This is a genomic window from Lapidilactobacillus mulanensis (assembly GCF_003946215.1).
Lineage (GTDB): Bacteria > Bacillota > Bacilli > Lactobacillales > Lactobacillaceae > Lapidilactobacillus > Lapidilactobacillus mulanensis.
The window spans coordinates 1-15,830 of sequence record NZ_RHOW01000043.1; the positions used below are offsets into that span (position 1 = coordinate 1).

A 15,830-nucleotide genomic window follows, 5' to 3' on the forward strand; every position below is an offset into this window, starting at 1 on the left:
ATACCGAGAACATACCTTAGCTGCGTAAAACTATTTATTTTTGTCTAACTTTTATGTTGCACTTCACTGGTGTTGCCGCGCTTTTTTAGCATCATCTCAAATTGGGTCAGTTCTGATAGCCGAGTATCTTTGCCAACTGCCGACGCAACTTAGTCCGGTGATTTCGCAAGGCGCGGGTACTCAATTGTTGGCGATAAGCAATCACCGGCAAAGAATAACCTTTAATAAAATGGTCGCGAATAATGATCTGATCGATCGAATCACTATCGAATGCCAACTCTTGCAAAGTCATCAACAGGTCGATTTCACGATCACCGCCATCATCGTGCGTCCAATTTCCCAGATCTGGCAATGGGTCTGTCTGTCGACAATGTTGTCTACGCATAAGATCGGTCAGCCGCCAGACGATGTGCTGATAAGCATAGCCCAGAAAACATTCGTCTAGATCTGGATCCGCGGGATAATTGACGTAAGCCTGTGCGAACGCCAAAAACGCCTCCTGCAAATAATCGTCGTAATCTTGATGATGCCGCCAAATTCCGGCTTTTTTAATGGCGCCGTGCAACAATCCTTGCTGTCGCAAAGCCGCCTGTAATCCCTTCGTGAAATCGCGTGGTGTTTCTTCAGTTTGATTCATTGTGAAACTCCTTAACAGAATTCCACAAGCGCTTGTGGTGACTATAGAATAACAAGTCCGCACAATTGCCGCACCTCGGAGCACAAAGCCGATCTGACTCACAACGACCGCACAAAATATTTGTGCTGAATTTTTCTCAAGCTGTTCTTATCAGCTTATGAGAACCACTCCGATCAAAAATAATTTAAAAAAATAATTGCGCTTCCTGAATCTCTTTAATTAAAACTACGCCTTCGTTTCAACTTAGTCGCAAAATAATATTCTGAATCCTCGAACATTTGCGACGCTTCTTCGAATTCCGGTTGATGGCAAATTTTGTTAATTGCAATCAAGTCAAACAACTCTAGAAACTGCCCAATTTGCCGTGCACTCACCAACTCCTGCATATTATCAAAGTGGTGATCATACTGCCGCAGCACATTTGATTCCAATAGCAACAAATGATCATCGATTCCAGCCTCTTGATAGACACAGTGCAACGCCTCAATTTCAATCGCACTCATCAAACAAATCGTCTCGAAACGTTGCTCGAAATTTTCCTGCACTGGCAACTTCACACGAACCTGATAACGAAAGCTAAAGATGCAGCTACTGCCTTGACCTTTCGTCATCTTAATAACATGATGCAGTGCAACCCAATTGGCACACTTCGAGCTCGAAACACCCGACAAATGCATCGCGACCCAATTGCCGAAGCAAAGCGATAATTCGCGATTGATCGGCAACTCGATCGTCTTCTTCAAACAACGGATCAGCGAAATATCAAAGATCGTGTTTCTCATGCGATAATGCAACAAACTTTTCGTCGTCTGCGTTGAAAAAAAGACCTCCTCTGGCGTGATCGCCAAAGTTTTGATCCGTTGTGGGTTGTGTAACGGATAATTAAGCAACACATAAAAATCCCCGATAAATTCAGATGCACGATGAACTGGGATCACACGCCGCATTCGCGCCGCAAACAAATCTGCCGGACAAAACACGCCTTCTTTCGGACATAATCGAACAAATTCCTGAATACTCATCTTCCGCACTTACTCGCTCCCTTCGTCTTACATAACCAGTTTACAATTATGGAAACGATTACACAATTGACTTTTAGACACTCACCCAACATTGGATAATACGAGAAAGCGTACTAAACTAGTACAAAAAGCACCTCAGACCGAGCCCAACAGCAACCATCCAACATCATCCACGAATCTTTAAACACGCAGAACTAATGATACAAATCAAGTGAGACGCCAATTCCAGTTCTCCACCACAAACCTAACAAGCTACAACCAACGAATCTTTAAGCATGCAGAACTAATGATACAAATCGAATGAGACGTTAATTCCAGTCCTCCTCCACAAACCTAACAAGCTACAACCAACGAATCTTTAAGCACGCAGAACTAATGATACAAGTCGAATGAGACGCCAATCCCAGTTCTCCACCACAAACCTAACAAGCTACAACCAAACGAATCTTTAAGCACGCAGAACTAATGATACAAATCGAATGAGACGTTAATTCCAGTTCTCCATCACAAACATAACAAGCTACAAAAAAAGACCAACACGATTGCGTTGGTCTTGATTAAATATTCTATTAATAATTGTCTCTCAGGGTATTAGAATCGAAATCCTAGTAAACACCTGAAATACTCATTGCAAAGCTAGGTGCAAAGTAGTATGAGCTGATCGTTGAAATTTTAACAACGTCGCCTGGACTTGGTGCAGCAATATATTGGTTACCACCAATATAAATAGCAACGTGGTAAGTGCTACCTTTAGAACCCCAGAAAATCAAATCGCCGGGTTTTGCAGCACTAACTGATTTAGCTGTACCAGCATCTTCTTGAGCGCCAGTGTAACCGCCGATTGCCTTGCCAAAGTGTGCAAATACATATTGGGTAAAGCCAGAGCAGTCAAAGCCTGTTGGTGTCTTGCCACCCCAAACATATGGTGTGCCTCTGAATTGCTTCGCATAAGAAATCAATGCAGATGAGCTAATTGTCCCGTTAGTTGCTGCTGGTTTAGAAGGTGTTGGTGTTGAAACAACAGGCTTCGAAACTGTGTTTGAACTTGATGAATTACTTGAAGAAGATGGTGTTGAAGTCGTTGGTTTCGAAACAGTTGTCGAACTGTTTGATGAAGTTGATGTTGATGAGCTGGTTGCACCAGGTTTACCAACATATTGGCCACTGACCCAGCCACCATTTTGTAATTGATACCAAGTTGTCCCATTAACTGACTTAGTTGCGACATAACTAGCTGATGCGCCTTGGCCTAAATATGATTTAACACTAGAAGTATTAGTATCTGACCAAACGGTGGTTGCACCACCAGAATAGGTTGTACTGATCGTACCAAGAACAGTTGTTGGCACCGTCACTTTAGCAGGTGTTGTTGTTGTTGTACTTGGTGTTGTCACCGTTGCGGCTGGTGTCGTTGTTGCGGCTGGTGTCGTTGTTTGTGTAGTTGATGCTACAGGTGTGGTAGTGGTAGCTGCAGGTGTAGTAGTTGCTGCAGGTGTAGTAGTTGCTGCAGGTGTAGTAGTTGCTGCAGGTGTAGTAGTTGCTGCAGGTGTAGTAGTTGCTGCAGGTGTAGTAGTTGCTGCCGCTGTAGTTGTTGTTGAGGCTACAGGTGTTGTCTGAGTGCCATCACTGACATAAGTACTGTGAACCCAGCCGCCATTTGTGAGTTGATACCAAGTTGAACTACCCACTTTTTTAGTAGCAACATAACTTGCTGATTGTCCTTCGGAAAGATAGCTCTTCACACTCAATGAAGTTGTATCTGACCAAACGGTTGTTGCGCCACCTTGATAAGTTGCGGTAACAGTGCCAACAGGTGCTGCAGTCGTTGTGGTTGCAGTGCTTGTTGCAGTTGTTGTACTTGCAACTGGTTTAGCAACCGTTGTTGTTGTTGCTGCTGCAGTTGTGTTGAGATACATTTCAGGGATCCAGCCGCCATCTGTTGTCTGTAACCAAGTTTGGCTATAGACCTTCTTGCTAGCAACGAATTGAATTTCTTGATTAGGTAACGCATAACGTTTAACTTTCTGGCCAACTTCGGGGCTTGTCCAGACAGTTGTTGCACCCTCTGTATAAGCAACTTTACGAGTTGTTGCTGCTTGTGCTTCATTGGTCTGTTGAGTTGCAATCGCGCCTGCTGCTAATACGCCCATACCGATCATTAATGATGCGACTTTTTTGTTTTGCTTCATAAAGTAAAACCCCTCTTTTTTAGTAACCACTAGTTTTTCGTAAAACTTTAGACTGATGTTAATTGTGACTTATGACTGATATGTTACAACTATCATGTTACAGGACTGTGACATTGCGTAAACGATTCTGTGACAAGCCGGTCACCTTAATAATACAATTAGAAATAACATTTCTTATTTAACTCAGAAGTGCATGAAACCGCTATTTCTTAAGCAAATATTAAGAATATTACATTTTGATTACATCGACTAAAAATAGCACTTTTTTTACTCAAAACGGCAAAATTAATTAAAAATTGAGGATTATTTTAGTCAAACAGACCGCGGTCAAGGAAATTCGCAGCCTGTTTAAAAGCATCGATTCACTTCATACCCGTAATTAGGTCCCAGGCTGGATCATCGGTAGCACTTGCAAGGAAGGTGATGATCCAGCCTTCGCCATTTTACTCGTAACTCAATACGCCCCTAGACATGGGCCAAACTGCTCGTCAGCAGCTTATTCGGCCGGTGTCTGCTCAGCAACTACTTCATCATCAAAAATTGGTGTCAAGACTGTTTCAGAATAATTGGCCGAAAGCGGCTGAGTATACAAATCTTCATCGCCATTTTTGAACAGTCTTGCCGCTGCAATTGCCGCCATCTGTTCGCGAACTGTTTTATCATCCAGACTTTCGTTGATTTGGCTGAGTCCTAACGTATGCTTCTTACCTGTAGATCCTTTATAGTGCATTTGCAATTTTTTCATCGTGATTTCCTCATTTCATTTTTATCGGTCTAAACATCCTTCGTCAATTAAAAAAGAATCGTTTTCTTCGTGCTGATTTCGGCAAACACGGCGGTGTCACCTTCGCCTAATTTAGCGATTGCCATGCCGAAATTCGTCAGTTGCGCTTCAGTTGGTGTCTCTACGATCTTGCTAAAACGGCGGATCTTCTGACCATCCGGATATTGATCGCCTGCAAATGTATACGATAAGTTGGTGCCTGTCCATTTCGTTTCCATGATAAATCCTCCTATTAATTGAAATGTGTTGGTCGTGGCTGAAATTTTCCACCCGCCACTTCTCATTCACGGTAAGTTTTGCCGGCCGGTTAATTGCTTACACTATAGATAACGTTTGAGCGTCGACAAAACGGAACCTAAATTTGAAAAAAATTTTTAAGTATTTTGGCGTATCCGCTATAACCATTGATTTACCGGCGTTTCCATTTAAAACTATTTTTTGAAACTTAGTGGTTACTCAAGCCCGGTTTGGTTGAATCGGCCCGGATCTGTTATATAATCGAGTTATCACGTGAGTTACTTTTCACATCTAATTTGACGGAGGTTCAGCTATGCCCATCCTAATTAATTTGATCCCATTAAATCCAACTCTCATTTCAAAAATTAAAACACAGGCACCACAATATCAATTCGTTGATTTGGCCGAGAAAGATTTCACGGCTGCCGATTTAGCAGAAGCCGAGATCATTCTGGGGTGGTCGTCTAAAATCAGTGAGGCTTTAAAGATATCGCACAAAATCAAATGGATCCAGGTTTGGTTCGCAGGCGTTGATCGGTTACCCTTGAAAGAATTGGCCGACGCAAAAGTTTCTGTGACTACATCCCGCGGTGTCAGCGCCCCGGCAATCGCCCAACAGGTTTTCGGTTTTCTATTAATGCAAAGTCGCTCCCTACAAACTAGCGTCTTGGCGCAAGCACGTTCAGAGTGGCAAATCCCCGACCAACTCACAGAATTGAATGACAAAACAGTTTTAACGTTAGGTACCGGCGAAATCGCCCGCGCGGTTGCTCACTACGCCGCGGCGTTCGATATGCAGGTGATCGGCGTCAATACTCGCGGCACCTCAGAAGCCGAATTCCAAACAGTTTACAAAATGTCTGCCATCGATCAAGCTTTAAAGCAGGCAGACGTTGTCGTCAACACACTGCCACTAACTCACGCCACCAAAGGCATTGTCGATGCTAACTTCTTTGCACAGATGAAATCGAGTGCCACATATATCAATGTCGGTCGCGGGAAAACCACCAATGAGCGCGACTTAATTGCAGCACTGCAGGCTCAACAAATTGCCTTTGCTGGACTCGATGTCTTCGAATCTGAACCTCTCGCCACTAATAGTCCTTTATGGCAAATGCCAAATGTGTTGATCACGCCACATAGCGCCGGTCACACCAACCACTATAATGCCCGGATCGTCGCTATTTTTCTCAAAAATTTCGCCGCGATGCAAGCTGGTCAAGGGTTGGTTGAAAATCTTGTAGATTATCAGCGCGAATATTGAGGTTAAATCAACTGGAACAACAATCTTAAAAGGAAGTTGAAATCTATGAAACTAGCGATGTATCAGGGTCAACCATTTTTAATGAAGAATTCCGAATACGGACAACCAATTCTTGATCACCCCGACATTATCAGTGCAGCCCAAATCGAACCATCAGCGCTGGTTCTAGGCGAAATTCAGAGTATTGACGCCAGCTTGCTAGAGCCGCCCATAACCTTCCCGCGACAAATTTTCGCCGTGGGGATGAATTATCGTGCGCATTCTGCTGAAATCAAGCTGGCACTGCCTAAAGTTCCTAGTCTATTCACTAAATTTGCCAGCAGTTTAACCGGTCCAAATACGACAGTCAAAATTCACGGCGACTGCACTGACTGGGAAACCGAATTAGTCGTCGTTATTGGTCATGGTGGCCGGCAGATCCCGGTTGAGCAGGCAACTGATCATATTGCTGGCTACATGGTGGGCGAAGACATTTCTGATCGCACGGTTCAATTTGCCAACGATCCCGCGCAATTTTCATTGGGGAAATCCTTCGAACATTATGCGCCGATCGGACCTTGGCTAACCACACCAGACGAACTCGGCGATCTCACACAATTAACGATTACAACGCGCGTAAACGACGAAACGATGCAACACGAATCCGTGAGCGCAATGATTTTCAGCCCTGCGCAATTGATCAGCTACCTGTCACAAATCGTTGACCTGCAGCCAGGCGATCTTATTTTTACCGGCACGCCCCAAGGAACCGGCGTCGGCCATGATCCGCAAATTTTCCTGCGTGCCGGCGACGAATTGACTGGCGAGATCGACCAATTAGGCAAACTGACGATGAAAATTCAATAGCACCTGCAAATCTAGACGACAAAAAACCGTTTCGAGAGTTACACCCCTCGAAACGGTTTTTCTAATTTCCAGATTAAATTGTATTACTTTGGTTGATCCGCAATAATTGCTTGGAATTTTGCCAGTGCTTCTTGCCAAGTAATGACTTTAAATCCAGTCGCTTCAACCTTACTCAAGTCCATGATCGAATGACGCGGACGAAAAGCCTTTTGGGGATATTCTTCCGACGTGACTGGTGCGACTGTCGTATCCGTATCCTTCAAGATTTCCTCAGCAAATTCGTACCAGCTGCATGAATTTTCATTCGACAGCTGATACAAGCCATAAGCCAATTTCTTCTCAACGGCAAAAGTCATGAATTCAGCTAAGGTGCGCGTCCAAGTTGGGCGCCCAAATTGATCGTTGACAACAGTTAAATGATCATGCGTTTCTGCCAACTTCAACATCGTATAGATGAAGTTGTGACCATATTGGCCGAAAACCCACGACGTCCGAATAATATAATACTTGTCAGCATATTTCGCCACAGCCTGTTCACCGAGGTATTTCGTCCGACCATATTCATTCTTAGGAGCGGCTTCGTCAGCTTCGGTATACATTCCCTGGTTGGTGCCATCGAAAACGTAATCAGTACTGATATAAATCAGTGTGGCGCCGATTTTAGCAGCGGCTTTGGCGATATTCGTCGTTCCCACCACGTTGACCTTTTCGTTGATACTCTTACCCGGTTCTTCTTCGGCAGCATCAACGGCCGTATAAGCGGCACAGTGATAGACCACTTTAGGCTGATTGGTGACAAAATAGTCGTCAACTGCAACGGCATCCGTAATATCGAGTTCTTGTGTATCTGTACCCGTATAAGCCAGTCCACGCTCGTCCAAAAGATGGCGCAGTTCCGTTCCGAGTTGACCATTAGCACCTGTAATTAAAATTTCCATTTAGTTATTTACTCCTTAATTGTTGCTTTGACGATTTTATTGACCATTTTTAGCATACTTAGCTTCGACTTCGGCCTTTTCTGCTTGCCACCAGTCTTCATGCTGCGTATACCAATCGATCGTGTGCTGCAAGCCAGACTTGAAATCAGTGAATTCAGGCTTCCAGCCGAGTTCTGTACGCAACTTGGTCGAATCAATGGCGTAACGCAAATCATGGCCCGGACGATCTTTGACAACGTCATAGGCATCTTTAGGCTGACCCATGGCTTCCAGAATCATTTCCAGAACCGTGACATTATCTTGCTCGCCATCGGCACCGATCAAATAAGTTTCGCCGATCTTACCTTCTGTCAAAATCAACCAAACCGCACGTGAATGATCATTCGTGTGGATCCAATCACGGACATTTTTACCACTACCATAAAGTTTCGGACGAATGCCGCTCAAAACGTTGGTGATCTGACGAGGAATAAATTTCTCGATATGTTGGAAAGGACCGTAGTTATTCGAGCAATTCGAAATCGTGGCGCGCAACCCAAACGAACGCACCCAAGCGCGAACAAGCATGTCCGAGCTGGCCTTCGATGAGGAATAAGGACTGCTAGGATTGTAACGAGATTCTGGTGTGAATTTCTCACCAGGACCCTCGCCATGACCAGGCAGATCCTCACGCAATGGCAAATCGCCATAAACTTCGTCGGTGGAAATATGGTGATAACGCACATCATATTTGCGGCAAGCCTGTAACAATGTGTATGTTCCGACGATATTCGTTTGAATAAACGGTGCTGGATCATTCAGCGAGTTGTCGTTGTGGCTCTCGGCAGCATAATGAACCACTGCGTCTGCCTTGCTCGCTAGCTTGTCGACTAAATCGGCATCACAAATGTCGCCGACGACCAATTCGACGCGATCTTCTGGTAGTCCGGCCAAGTTAGCGCGATTGCCGGCATAAGTTAGCTTATCCAAGACGGTGACGTGTACATCTGGATGGTATTTCACGACATAATGGACGAAGTTGCTGCCAATAAAACCGGCACCGCCCGTAACGATGATATTTTTCATTGGAAAACCTCCTACTGTGTTTCTGAAATGTAAGTGTCTTGCTATGTTTAAATTGCTTGTAAATTATAGTCTACCTGCGGCAGAAGTTGCTCCAGAAAATAGTGGGAAGTTGCTGTGGGGACGGCTGCAGGATTTCCAAAGACCGGAAATTCTTCCGCCTAAAATATGAGCTCTTCCAAAACCGGGAAGAGCTCATATTTTCCCATTTTGTAAATTCGCGAAAACCGCTCATTAACAAAATTACCACTGCAATCCCACCATTTTCTTCCGCAACTTCTGCCTAAACTTATTTTGGTTAGATTAGGATCTGAATAACAGGGTTCCTTGAACTTGATTGACATTGTCGCCTTTACGCAGAATAGTTCAGCTTAAAAATTTGTGTGACAATCACGTCCGCCTTTCGTCCTCTACAAAATTATGTTGCGATACAAAACCAGTCGCACAGGACTAGCCGTTGACTAGAGTCAGCTCTATAAAACTGCCAAGATGAGTCAGAACGCGGAAGAAAAAAGTTGCGACTCACAGTGAAATTGTTCTTGCGGGACCAAATAATTTCCTAAATAGTCTCGGATAAGTTGAGCAATAATTCAGTCACCCACCAAACCCAAGTCCCGCTAGAACAAGGGTGATCTTCAAGACTTTGCCGATTTTGCAAAGGCTTGAAGTCATCCCCACAGCGAGGCGCAACTATTTTCTGCAGCGTTCTGACGGAACCAAATCAATTTCTACCCCACGCAAACAAAGCCTTCACGAATCAGTTAGGCAGTTTAGTTATTGCCACCATAAACGAAATTAAGCTTAGCATCCTTCAAATTGGGGTGGTGCTTATCTTTTTCAGACAAGATCATATGCTCAACCGGCATTGGCCAGTCGATTGCCAAATCTGGATCGTCAAACGCGATGCCGCCATCTGCGTTAGGCACATAATAACCATCACATTTGTAAGCCACGTTGCAATTGGGCGTCAAAGTGACAAAACCATGCGCAAAGCCTTTTGGCACTAATAATTGACGGTGATTGTATTCACTCAACAAAAATCCTTGCCACTGACCATAAGTTGGTGAACCTTCGCGAACATCCACGATAACATCGTAGATCACGCCTGTAACTGCGCGTAACAATTTAGTCTGTGCATGTGGTGCTTTCTGAAAATGAAGGCCACGCAACACGCCAGGTTCGACTGAAAGCGACTGATTGTCTTGAACGAAATCAATATCGATGCCAGCTTCGTGGAATTTATCTTGCGTATAAGTTTCCGTGAAAAATCCACGGTGATCGCCGAAAACGTCGGTCTCAATAATTTTTGCGTCCTGTAACTTTGTATCGATAATTTTTACCATATTATTTACCCTCTTGTTTTGCTAAATTCAATAAGTATTGCCCATATTCGGTTTTCTTAAGTGGTTGTGCCAATTCGACCATTTTTTCAAGCGTGATGTAACCCATGCGATATGCGATTTCCTCGAGACACGAAATCTGCAAATTCTGACGGTGCTCGATCGACTCGATGAAACTCGAAGCCGCCTGCAATGACGCGTGCGTGCCGGTATCCAGCCAAGCGTAGCCACGACCTAACAATTGAACGTCCAATTGACCGCGTCGCAAATATTCCTGATTAATATCGGTAATTTCCAGCTCGCCACGTGGTGATGGCTTGATGTTTTTCGCAATTTCCACAACCGAATTATCGTAGAAATACAAGCCGGTGACCGCATAATTGCTAGCAGGATGCTCGGGCTTTTCCACGATCGACTTTGCGTGCATATTTTCGTCAAAATCAACGACGCCGAAACGTTCGGGATCATTGACATGATAGCCAAAGACCGTCGCGCCGGTTTCCTTGGCCGCAGATTCTTGGAGCAACTTAGATAAGCCGCCACCGTAGAAAATATTGTCGCCTAAAATCAAGCAAACAGAATCATCACCGATGAAATCAGCGCCAAGAATAAAGGCTTCCGCTAGTCCATTAGGCTGGTCTTGAATCTTGTAAGAAATATTCAGTCCAAGATCTGAGCCATCATCGAAAAGCTCTTCAAAACGTGGGAGATCCTTCGGCGTCGAAATAATCAGAATATCCTGAATGCCTGCCAACATCAGCGTAGACATTGGATAATAAATCATCGGCTTATCATAAATGGGGATCAATTGCTTGGAAATCGCACGCGTGATCGGATAAAGACGCGTCCCAGAACCACCGGCTAAAATAATACCTTTCATGAAAATACCTCCTGATATGAATTTAACTACAACAAAAAAGCAAAATTACAGACGTTTCACAATTGTAATTTTACCATTAAAGCCGAATGAAAAGAAGGAAAACTAAAGAATGTCTAAAAGACGACGAGTCATTCGGGGAAATCCTTAATATTTACGAACTCGTACATCATTGCGGGTTAAATATTGTATTAATGTAAATACTTTTTCAAGTCCGCATAAAAGTCGGCGTGACTTCCGACCAGAAGAATAATCACGATCATATCTTCTTTAATTCGGTAAGCAATTCGATATTCTGCAGTCTGATAACGAAAGCCAACCGTGTAGGTATCAGCCAAATCTCCAACTTTCCGAGTCCCCATCTCTGGATCAGCTGCAATAATATTATAAATATTATCGATAAAAAGCTGCGTCAGCTTTTTATCTTTCAATTTCTTAAGATATTTTCGGGCTGGATTGGAAATACGAACGTTATAAACCAATATCTTGCGCCAAGGATTCGCGAGTAATGGATCGATCCGGCGTCTCCTGTTCAATCTGGTCGAAAGCGTCGGCGATTTTGTCTTTGCGGATTTTAAACTCCGTCAAGATCTGCCCTTTATCGATATCTTCTCTGAGAATATCCTTTAAAATATCCTCATCAAAATCCAGAAACTCATCCTCATCTATGAACTCATAAAAAATCCCTTTTGACGTCATCCGCGGTCTGACAGCAGTCCCTTCGGCGATTTTGAATGAACTGGGAACCGTCAATGTCATGGAATTTCCCTGCTTGCGTGCTTTAACCGTTGTACTCATGGTGTTCACCTCTATTGGCAGTATAGCTTGTATATTGCGTAATTACAAGTACAAACGTTTTGATGAATTATATTTCCTCAAACTATCCGCAATATAAAAAATCGTTCCTGAAAACAATCAGAAACGATCAAAATATTTAACTATCTAAATAATCAACATTTTTTCAAATGTTGATTATTGATTTGCGAATAATTAATCAAACGTACTAATTAAAGTGATAACTGAAGTTGATCTAGTAATTCATACATAGTAATCGTTTTTACATTAAAATGTTCAGCAACTGAATTAATTTTTGGTTCTCTTTTAGAGTATGAATTCAAATCCGGTAAAGCCGCTCTACCATTGCCGTCAAACGTTACAATTATCTGATGGTTTACTTTCGCAGTTGCCACTAGCCAAGGATCAGCCTTATCAGGCAACTGCCATTGTGAAAACCCTGCATCATCCCATCTAGTAGAATTTGTGACCCACTCCATAACATCATTATAGACATCAATGATCTCTGTATTAGGCGTAATCTGCTCATTCTTAAATTTCTTTTGTGTCCAATTAACTAAGCTATCTGGATATTGTATTTCGTTATACACAAGAGTACTCATCTTGATGCAATCATTCTGTGCCATAAATTCCCAGACGGATTTAAATACCTTTGGCCGATACCACTTATTATGAGCGTCGAATAACGAATTGGAGTCAATCAAATATTCCATTTTATTTACTCCAATCCTAAAATTTTTTCAATGGTTGGTTGATATGTTTTCAAGGAGACACCCAACATCGCGGCAGCCGAAGCAATATCCAATTTACCGCCTGATTCATTATTGATGACTGCATTAGCAAAACGCTTATCAACTCTCGACACGACATTGTTATAATAATTTCCGCCATTGCTCTTCTGCTTCAAACCCAAGTTGTTATCTTGTTCTGTCTTTGCCCACTTAATTTCATCGTTGCCAAAAATCCTCAATTCTTTAGTTCTAATTGCGGTTGCAAGTATACTAACATGAAACCTCTTCGAAAGTCGTTTTAAATTTTCTGTACTCGATAATTGCTTGTCGATAAGCAATCTGACTTGCTCGGCAGGCATTAAAACATTTACAGTAACCAAATTCACCCAACGCTCATCGGCGACATCCACATCTGGTGCAACATTTAAAACTTCGCTTTGTTCAAGAAGAACGTGAACAAATTCATGAATCAAAGAAAAAACCTTGGCTTTTTTACCGTCTACACTATTAATAAAAATTAGGGGAATAACGGGATCAATTAAAGCAAATGCTCTAAATTCGTCAACGTCAAGTGACCGGTGAGTGTTAGACTCAACAATACCACTCTGCATCACCATAACTCCCAACGAACTGATGCGTTCACGTAAAACATTAAAAAACTGATCATCAGATATCGTTAAACCGCCAAAAACTTTTGAAAGGCCTAAAAGTTCTTCTATGCGTTCAGCAGCCAAAACTGGACTCATTTTAAGATCAAGATAGCGAAAGAATTCAAATTTTCTTTGTTCGTCCTGTGCGGTAAGGTATTGCTTCATCCACGCCTGACGTGACTCCATTCCATGAATTGTATCAATGAGTCTCCGGCTTGGCTGCACATTGGCATTATTTATCGTTCGATACTTGACAAATTCATGCTGTTCGTTCGGAACGGACTTCTTAAAGAGATAGTTAAATGGTGTTCTAGTATCGTGACTAAAACTCTGTAGCTGTTTAAAAGTGGGAAAATCGCGATCAGATTTTGGTGTTTCCCATGCAGTCAAATTATATTTTTTTTCAAGCTCATTATTATCTTTTTCGCCATTATCGATCGCCCATTGAATAACCTTCCACTCAACAGGAATTCTTGTCGTCGTTGCCATACCATCTCACCACCATTTCTTGCTTCTACCTTTATTCTACCATGTTATCTTCAAGCTGTAATGGTACACACGCTTTTCAACAATGATTATTTACGCCACTACCTGGTATTTCTTGATATTAATCATTGAGTTATAAACTTAGGTACGGGTCTATTCACGGCTTGAGCACATACAATAATATAAGAATGGTCACAACCACCAAGCCATAACTGAAAAGTAAAATATCGGATCCCATCGTGCATGCCATATTTTCTTTTTTATGTATGTGCATGGAATAATCCGTTTTCTCGGCATCTATTTGAGCTACTTCTTCATATAGCTTTCTATATTCCCTTTCAAGCCGTAAATAATAAGCATCATGTAGCCAAAACATCAAAGCACAGCCTAAGGTCAGCCATAATAGGTCATAGCTCCACGATTTATTCTGGTTAGCAATGTACAGTGTGAATAGTCCACCAAGCGCAGTCAGTGACCATCCTTTGATGATAAATGAGTTCGAACTCATTCTTTGTATTGTGTTTTCAATAAACGTTAAATGTAATCGTTTATCTTCATTGTTCACTTTAACTACTCCCTACATTGCTTCTTAAACTTCATCACTATAACTCATTTCTTAGCTAACAATATCTTGCCTCATTCTTAGCTCAGTGAATCGCCTCCGTGCAAAGGCACTTCAACTCTTCCAAATGCGATCACCGTATCATCGCTAACACCATATACTTCAACAAAATGTGGACCAGCAAATCTTATTTCTTCCTCTTTGTAAATTTTGTCGAGTTTTATTTGGCCTCTAATACAATTCATTCTGATTGCTTCTTTTCCAACATTTCTTACTTTCCAATACAATCTGATATTTCCTGAATTATAGATATTTTTGTTTAATTCCACTTTGAATGATATTTTTGAATTCCGTTCTACGCGGATAAATCCATATTCTGCCAACCAACTATTCAGAGATCTTTTTCGAAAACCATTCATTTCAACATCCACTTTTATTTCTAAATAATTCAATACATGAATTTGCCACTTATCTTCTGCAAACTCTTCGTTGTTAGTTGCCATTCCTGTAGCTGCACTAAATACTCGGGACGAAATCCTAGGAATATCTTTCAATTTGTACTCAGAACTTTTCTTCATCAGTTTCCTCCCCGATAAATATTACGGTGTGCCAAACACATTTTCGAACCGTGACATGGTATTAATCTTTTCCAAACTTTCAATTTCTTTTCCAACATCGTATTCAACTGAAATTGACGCATAGTTGCTGTACGCAGATCGATATAAAATTTCTGGATTCCAAATTTGCTGTTGTAATTCATGCAAAATGTAATACATATTAAGCTCAGACATAATCCAAGGTGAGTATGTTTGTCCATCAAGAACTGCATTATCCGATTGTATCAATATGAAGGTTTCGCAGTGCACGATCATTTTATTAAGTGCCATAGCTAACATTAGATCCACATTGGATGAGATTTTATGTGCTTCATCATAGTAATAAGTGTGTTCTTCTCCACTTATTTGATTGTATGTGTCATTGATCTTCTTAATTAGATCATCGCCACTTTGCCACACAGTCGCATCAACAAATGGGTGTTTTATCCCACTGGCAATGTAATTGGCGAATTGTTTTACCACATTTACATCTGCATGAGAATGGCTCACAAATACATTGCTCTCATTCTCAGTGGGAAACCAATCTGATATCATTTGATTTGCGTCCAATATCAATTCACCTTCGAAAGATTTTTTCACGTAATTCAAAATATTAAGTTTATCATTCTTTTCGTTAGCTTTATTGGAATAGCTAAGTAATTTATGATCTCGAATGAACGCCTCTTCAATTACATACCCTCGAAACATCATTTCGCCCTCTTACCATTTTTTTAATTTTAAAATATATTCGCGCGTTTTATAATTAAGTTAGCCACCCAGCCAAAATGGTAAAAAAAAGACACCAAGACGAAAA

General features: G+C 42.0%; 18 protein-coding genes. 2 read left to right on the top strand and 16 right to left on the bottom strand.

The window, feature by feature from the left end; genetic code table 11:
- Positions 1 to 106: 106 nt before the first annotated feature.
- The 5 genes from EKM67_RS09050 to EKM67_RS09070 form a co-directional block, all read right to left on the bottom strand.
- A complete protein-coding gene (locus EKM67_RS09050; RefSeq protein ID WP_125578701.1) occupies positions 107 to 637 on the bottom strand; it encodes an RNA polymerase sigma factor in 531 nt (176 codons plus the stop codon).
- A 215-nt stretch (positions 638 to 852) separates the two neighbouring features.
- Positions 853 to 1,668 (bottom strand): hypothetical protein, encoded by an 816-nt coding sequence (locus tag EKM67_RS09055; protein WP_125578702.1) that lies wholly within the window; start codon positions 1,666 to 1,668, stop codon positions 853 to 855.
- Positions 1,669 to 2,264: 596 nt separating this feature from the next.
- A complete protein-coding gene (locus EKM67_RS09060) occupies positions 2,265 to 3,848 on the bottom strand; it encodes a C40 family peptidase (protein ID WP_125578703.1) in 1,584 nt (527 codons plus the stop codon).
- A 496-nt stretch (positions 3,849 to 4,344) separates the two neighbouring features.
- Positions 4,345 to 4,593, bottom strand: a complete 249-nt coding sequence (locus EKM67_RS09065; protein WP_125578704.1) for a DUF2922 domain-containing protein — start codon at positions 4,591 to 4,593, stop codon at positions 4,345 to 4,347.
- A 47-nt stretch (positions 4,594 to 4,640) separates the two neighbouring features.
- Positions 4,641 to 4,850: a DUF1659 domain-containing protein gene (locus EKM67_RS09070; RefSeq protein WP_125578705.1), complete on the bottom strand. Its 210-nt coding sequence runs from the start codon at positions 4,848 to 4,850 to the stop codon at positions 4,641 to 4,643.
- 332 nt (positions 4,851 to 5,182) lie between these two features.
- Between EKM67_RS09070 and EKM67_RS09075 the strand changes: the two genes are divergently transcribed.
- Together EKM67_RS09075 and EKM67_RS09080 are read left to right on the top strand one after the other, a co-directional pair.
- Positions 5,183 to 6,133, top strand: a complete 951-nt coding sequence (locus EKM67_RS09075) for a D-2-hydroxyacid dehydrogenase (RefSeq protein WP_125578706.1) — start codon at positions 5,183 to 5,185, stop codon at positions 6,131 to 6,133.
- 45 nt (positions 6,134 to 6,178) lie between these two features.
- Entirely contained in the window at positions 6,179 to 6,979 is an 801-nt protein-coding gene (locus tag EKM67_RS09080) for a fumarylacetoacetate hydrolase family protein (protein WP_125578707.1), read from the top strand.
- 83 nt (positions 6,980 to 7,062) lie between these two features.
- On the opposite strand, the gene rfbD is transcribed toward EKM67_RS09080, so the two are convergent.
- From rfbD to EKM67_RS09135, 11 genes are all read right to left on the bottom strand, one after another.
- Positions 7,063 to 7,917: a dTDP-4-dehydrorhamnose reductase gene (gene rfbD / locus EKM67_RS09085; RefSeq protein WP_125578708.1), complete on the bottom strand. Its 855-nt coding sequence runs from the start codon at positions 7,915 to 7,917 to the stop codon at positions 7,063 to 7,065.
- A gap of 36 nt (positions 7,918 to 7,953) precedes the next feature.
- Entirely contained in the window at positions 7,954 to 8,982 is a 1,029-nt protein-coding gene (rfbB, locus tag EKM67_RS09090) for a dTDP-glucose 4,6-dehydratase (protein ID WP_125578709.1), read from the bottom strand.
- A 767-nt stretch (positions 8,983 to 9,749) separates the two neighbouring features.
- A complete protein-coding gene (gene rfbC, locus EKM67_RS09095) occupies positions 9,750 to 10,322 on the bottom strand; it encodes a dTDP-4-dehydrorhamnose 3,5-epimerase (RefSeq protein ID WP_125578710.1) in 573 nt (190 codons plus the stop codon).
- A 1-nt stretch (position 10,323) separates the two neighbouring features.
- Complete coding sequence (gene rfbA, locus EKM67_RS09100; protein ID WP_125578711.1) at positions 10,324 to 11,199, bottom strand: glucose-1-phosphate thymidylyltransferase RfbA; 876 nt, start codon at positions 11,197 to 11,199, stop codon at positions 10,324 to 10,326.
- A gap of 188 nt (positions 11,200 to 11,387) precedes the next feature.
- Positions 11,388 to 11,678, bottom strand: a complete 291-nt coding sequence (locus EKM67_RS09105) for a type II toxin-antitoxin system RelE/ParE family toxin (RefSeq protein ID WP_164506629.1) — start codon at positions 11,676 to 11,678, stop codon at positions 11,388 to 11,390.
- Positions 11,668 to 11,994 carry a hypothetical protein gene (locus EKM67_RS09110; RefSeq protein WP_125578713.1) on the bottom strand — a complete coding sequence of 109 codons (327 nt, stop codon included), beginning with the start codon at positions 11,992 to 11,994 and terminating at the stop codon, positions 11,668 to 11,670. The genes EKM67_RS09105 and EKM67_RS09110 overlap by 11 nt, the downstream gene beginning before the upstream one ends.
- A 209-nt stretch (positions 11,995 to 12,203) precedes the next feature.
- A complete protein-coding gene (locus tag EKM67_RS09115) occupies positions 12,204 to 12,704 on the bottom strand; it encodes a DUF4411 family protein (protein WP_125578714.1) in 501 nt (166 codons plus the stop codon).
- Positions 12,705 to 12,709: 5 nt separating this feature from the next.
- Positions 12,710 to 13,861, bottom strand: coding sequence for an ImmA/IrrE family metallo-endopeptidase (locus EKM67_RS09120; protein ID WP_125578715.1), 1,152 nt, complete (start codon positions 13,859 to 13,861; stop codon positions 12,710 to 12,712).
- A 154-nt stretch (positions 13,862 to 14,015) separates the two neighbouring features.
- A complete protein-coding gene (locus tag EKM67_RS09125; RefSeq protein ID WP_125578716.1) occupies positions 14,016 to 14,423 on the bottom strand; it encodes a hypothetical protein in 408 nt (135 codons plus the stop codon).
- A 77-nt stretch (positions 14,424 to 14,500) separates the two neighbouring features.
- Positions 14,501 to 14,998, bottom strand: a complete 498-nt coding sequence (locus EKM67_RS09130) for a nucleotide-binding domain-containing protein (RefSeq protein WP_125578717.1) — start codon at positions 14,996 to 14,998, stop codon at positions 14,501 to 14,503.
- A gap of 21 nt (positions 14,999 to 15,019) precedes the next feature.
- Positions 15,020 to 15,727 (bottom strand): TIR domain-containing protein, encoded by a 708-nt coding sequence (locus EKM67_RS09135; RefSeq protein ID WP_125578718.1) that lies wholly within the window; start codon positions 15,725 to 15,727, stop codon positions 15,020 to 15,022.
- Positions 15,728 to 15,830: the final 103 nt, after the last annotated feature.

Excerpts from the sequence above, each read along its gene's own strand:
- EKM67_RS09060 (WP_125578703.1), bottom strand. The coding sequence starts at position 3,848 with ATGAAGCAAAACAAAAAAGTCGCATCATTAATGATCGGTATGGGCGTA.
- rfbD (WP_125578708.1), bottom strand. The coding sequence starts at position 7,917 with ATGGAAATTTTAATTACAGGTGCTAATGGTCAACTCGGAACGGAACTG.
- EKM67_RS09050 (WP_125578701.1), bottom strand. The coding sequence starts at position 637 with ATGAATCAAACTGAAGAAACACCACGCGATTTCACGAAGGGATTACAG.
- EKM67_RS09115 (WP_125578714.1), bottom strand. The coding sequence starts at position 12,704 with ATGGAATATTTGATTGACTCCAATTCGTTATTCGACGCTCATAATAAG.
- EKM67_RS09070 (WP_125578705.1), bottom strand. The coding sequence starts at position 4,850 with ATGGAAACGAAATGGACAGGCACCAACTTATCGTATACATTTGCAGGC.
- EKM67_RS09110 (WP_125578713.1), bottom strand. The coding sequence starts at position 11,994 with ATGAGTACAACGGTTAAAGCACGCAAGCAGGGAAATTCCATGACATTG.
- rfbC (WP_125578710.1), bottom strand. The coding sequence starts at position 10,322 with ATGGTAAAAATTATCGATACAAAGTTACAGGACGCAAAAATTATTGAG.
- EKM67_RS09065 (WP_125578704.1), bottom strand. The coding sequence starts at position 4,593 with ATGAAAAAATTGCAAATGCACTATAAAGGATCTACAGGTAAGAAGCAT.
- EKM67_RS09130 (WP_125578717.1), bottom strand. The coding sequence starts at position 14,998 with ATGAAGAAAAGTTCTGAGTACAAATTGAAAGATATTCCTAGGATTTCG.
- EKM67_RS09120 (WP_125578715.1), bottom strand. The coding sequence starts at position 13,861 with ATGGCAACGACGACAAGAATTCCTGTTGAGTGGAAGGTTATTCAATGG.
- EKM67_RS09080 (WP_125578707.1), top strand. The coding sequence starts at position 6,179 with ATGAAACTAGCGATGTATCAGGGTCAACCATTTTTAATGAAGAATTCC.
- EKM67_RS09075 (WP_125578706.1), top strand. The coding sequence starts at position 5,183 with ATGCCCATCCTAATTAATTTGATCCCATTAAATCCAACTCTCATTTCA.
- EKM67_RS09135 (WP_125578718.1), bottom strand. The coding sequence starts at position 15,727 with ATGATGTTTCGAGGGTATGTAATTGAAGAGGCGTTCATTCGAGATCAT.
- rfbA (WP_125578711.1), bottom strand. The coding sequence starts at position 11,199 with ATGAAAGGTATTATTTTAGCCGGTGGTTCTGGGACGCGTCTTTATCCG.
- rfbB (WP_125578709.1), bottom strand. The coding sequence starts at position 8,982 with ATGAAAAATATCATCGTTACGGGCGGTGCCGGTTTTATTGGCAGCAAC.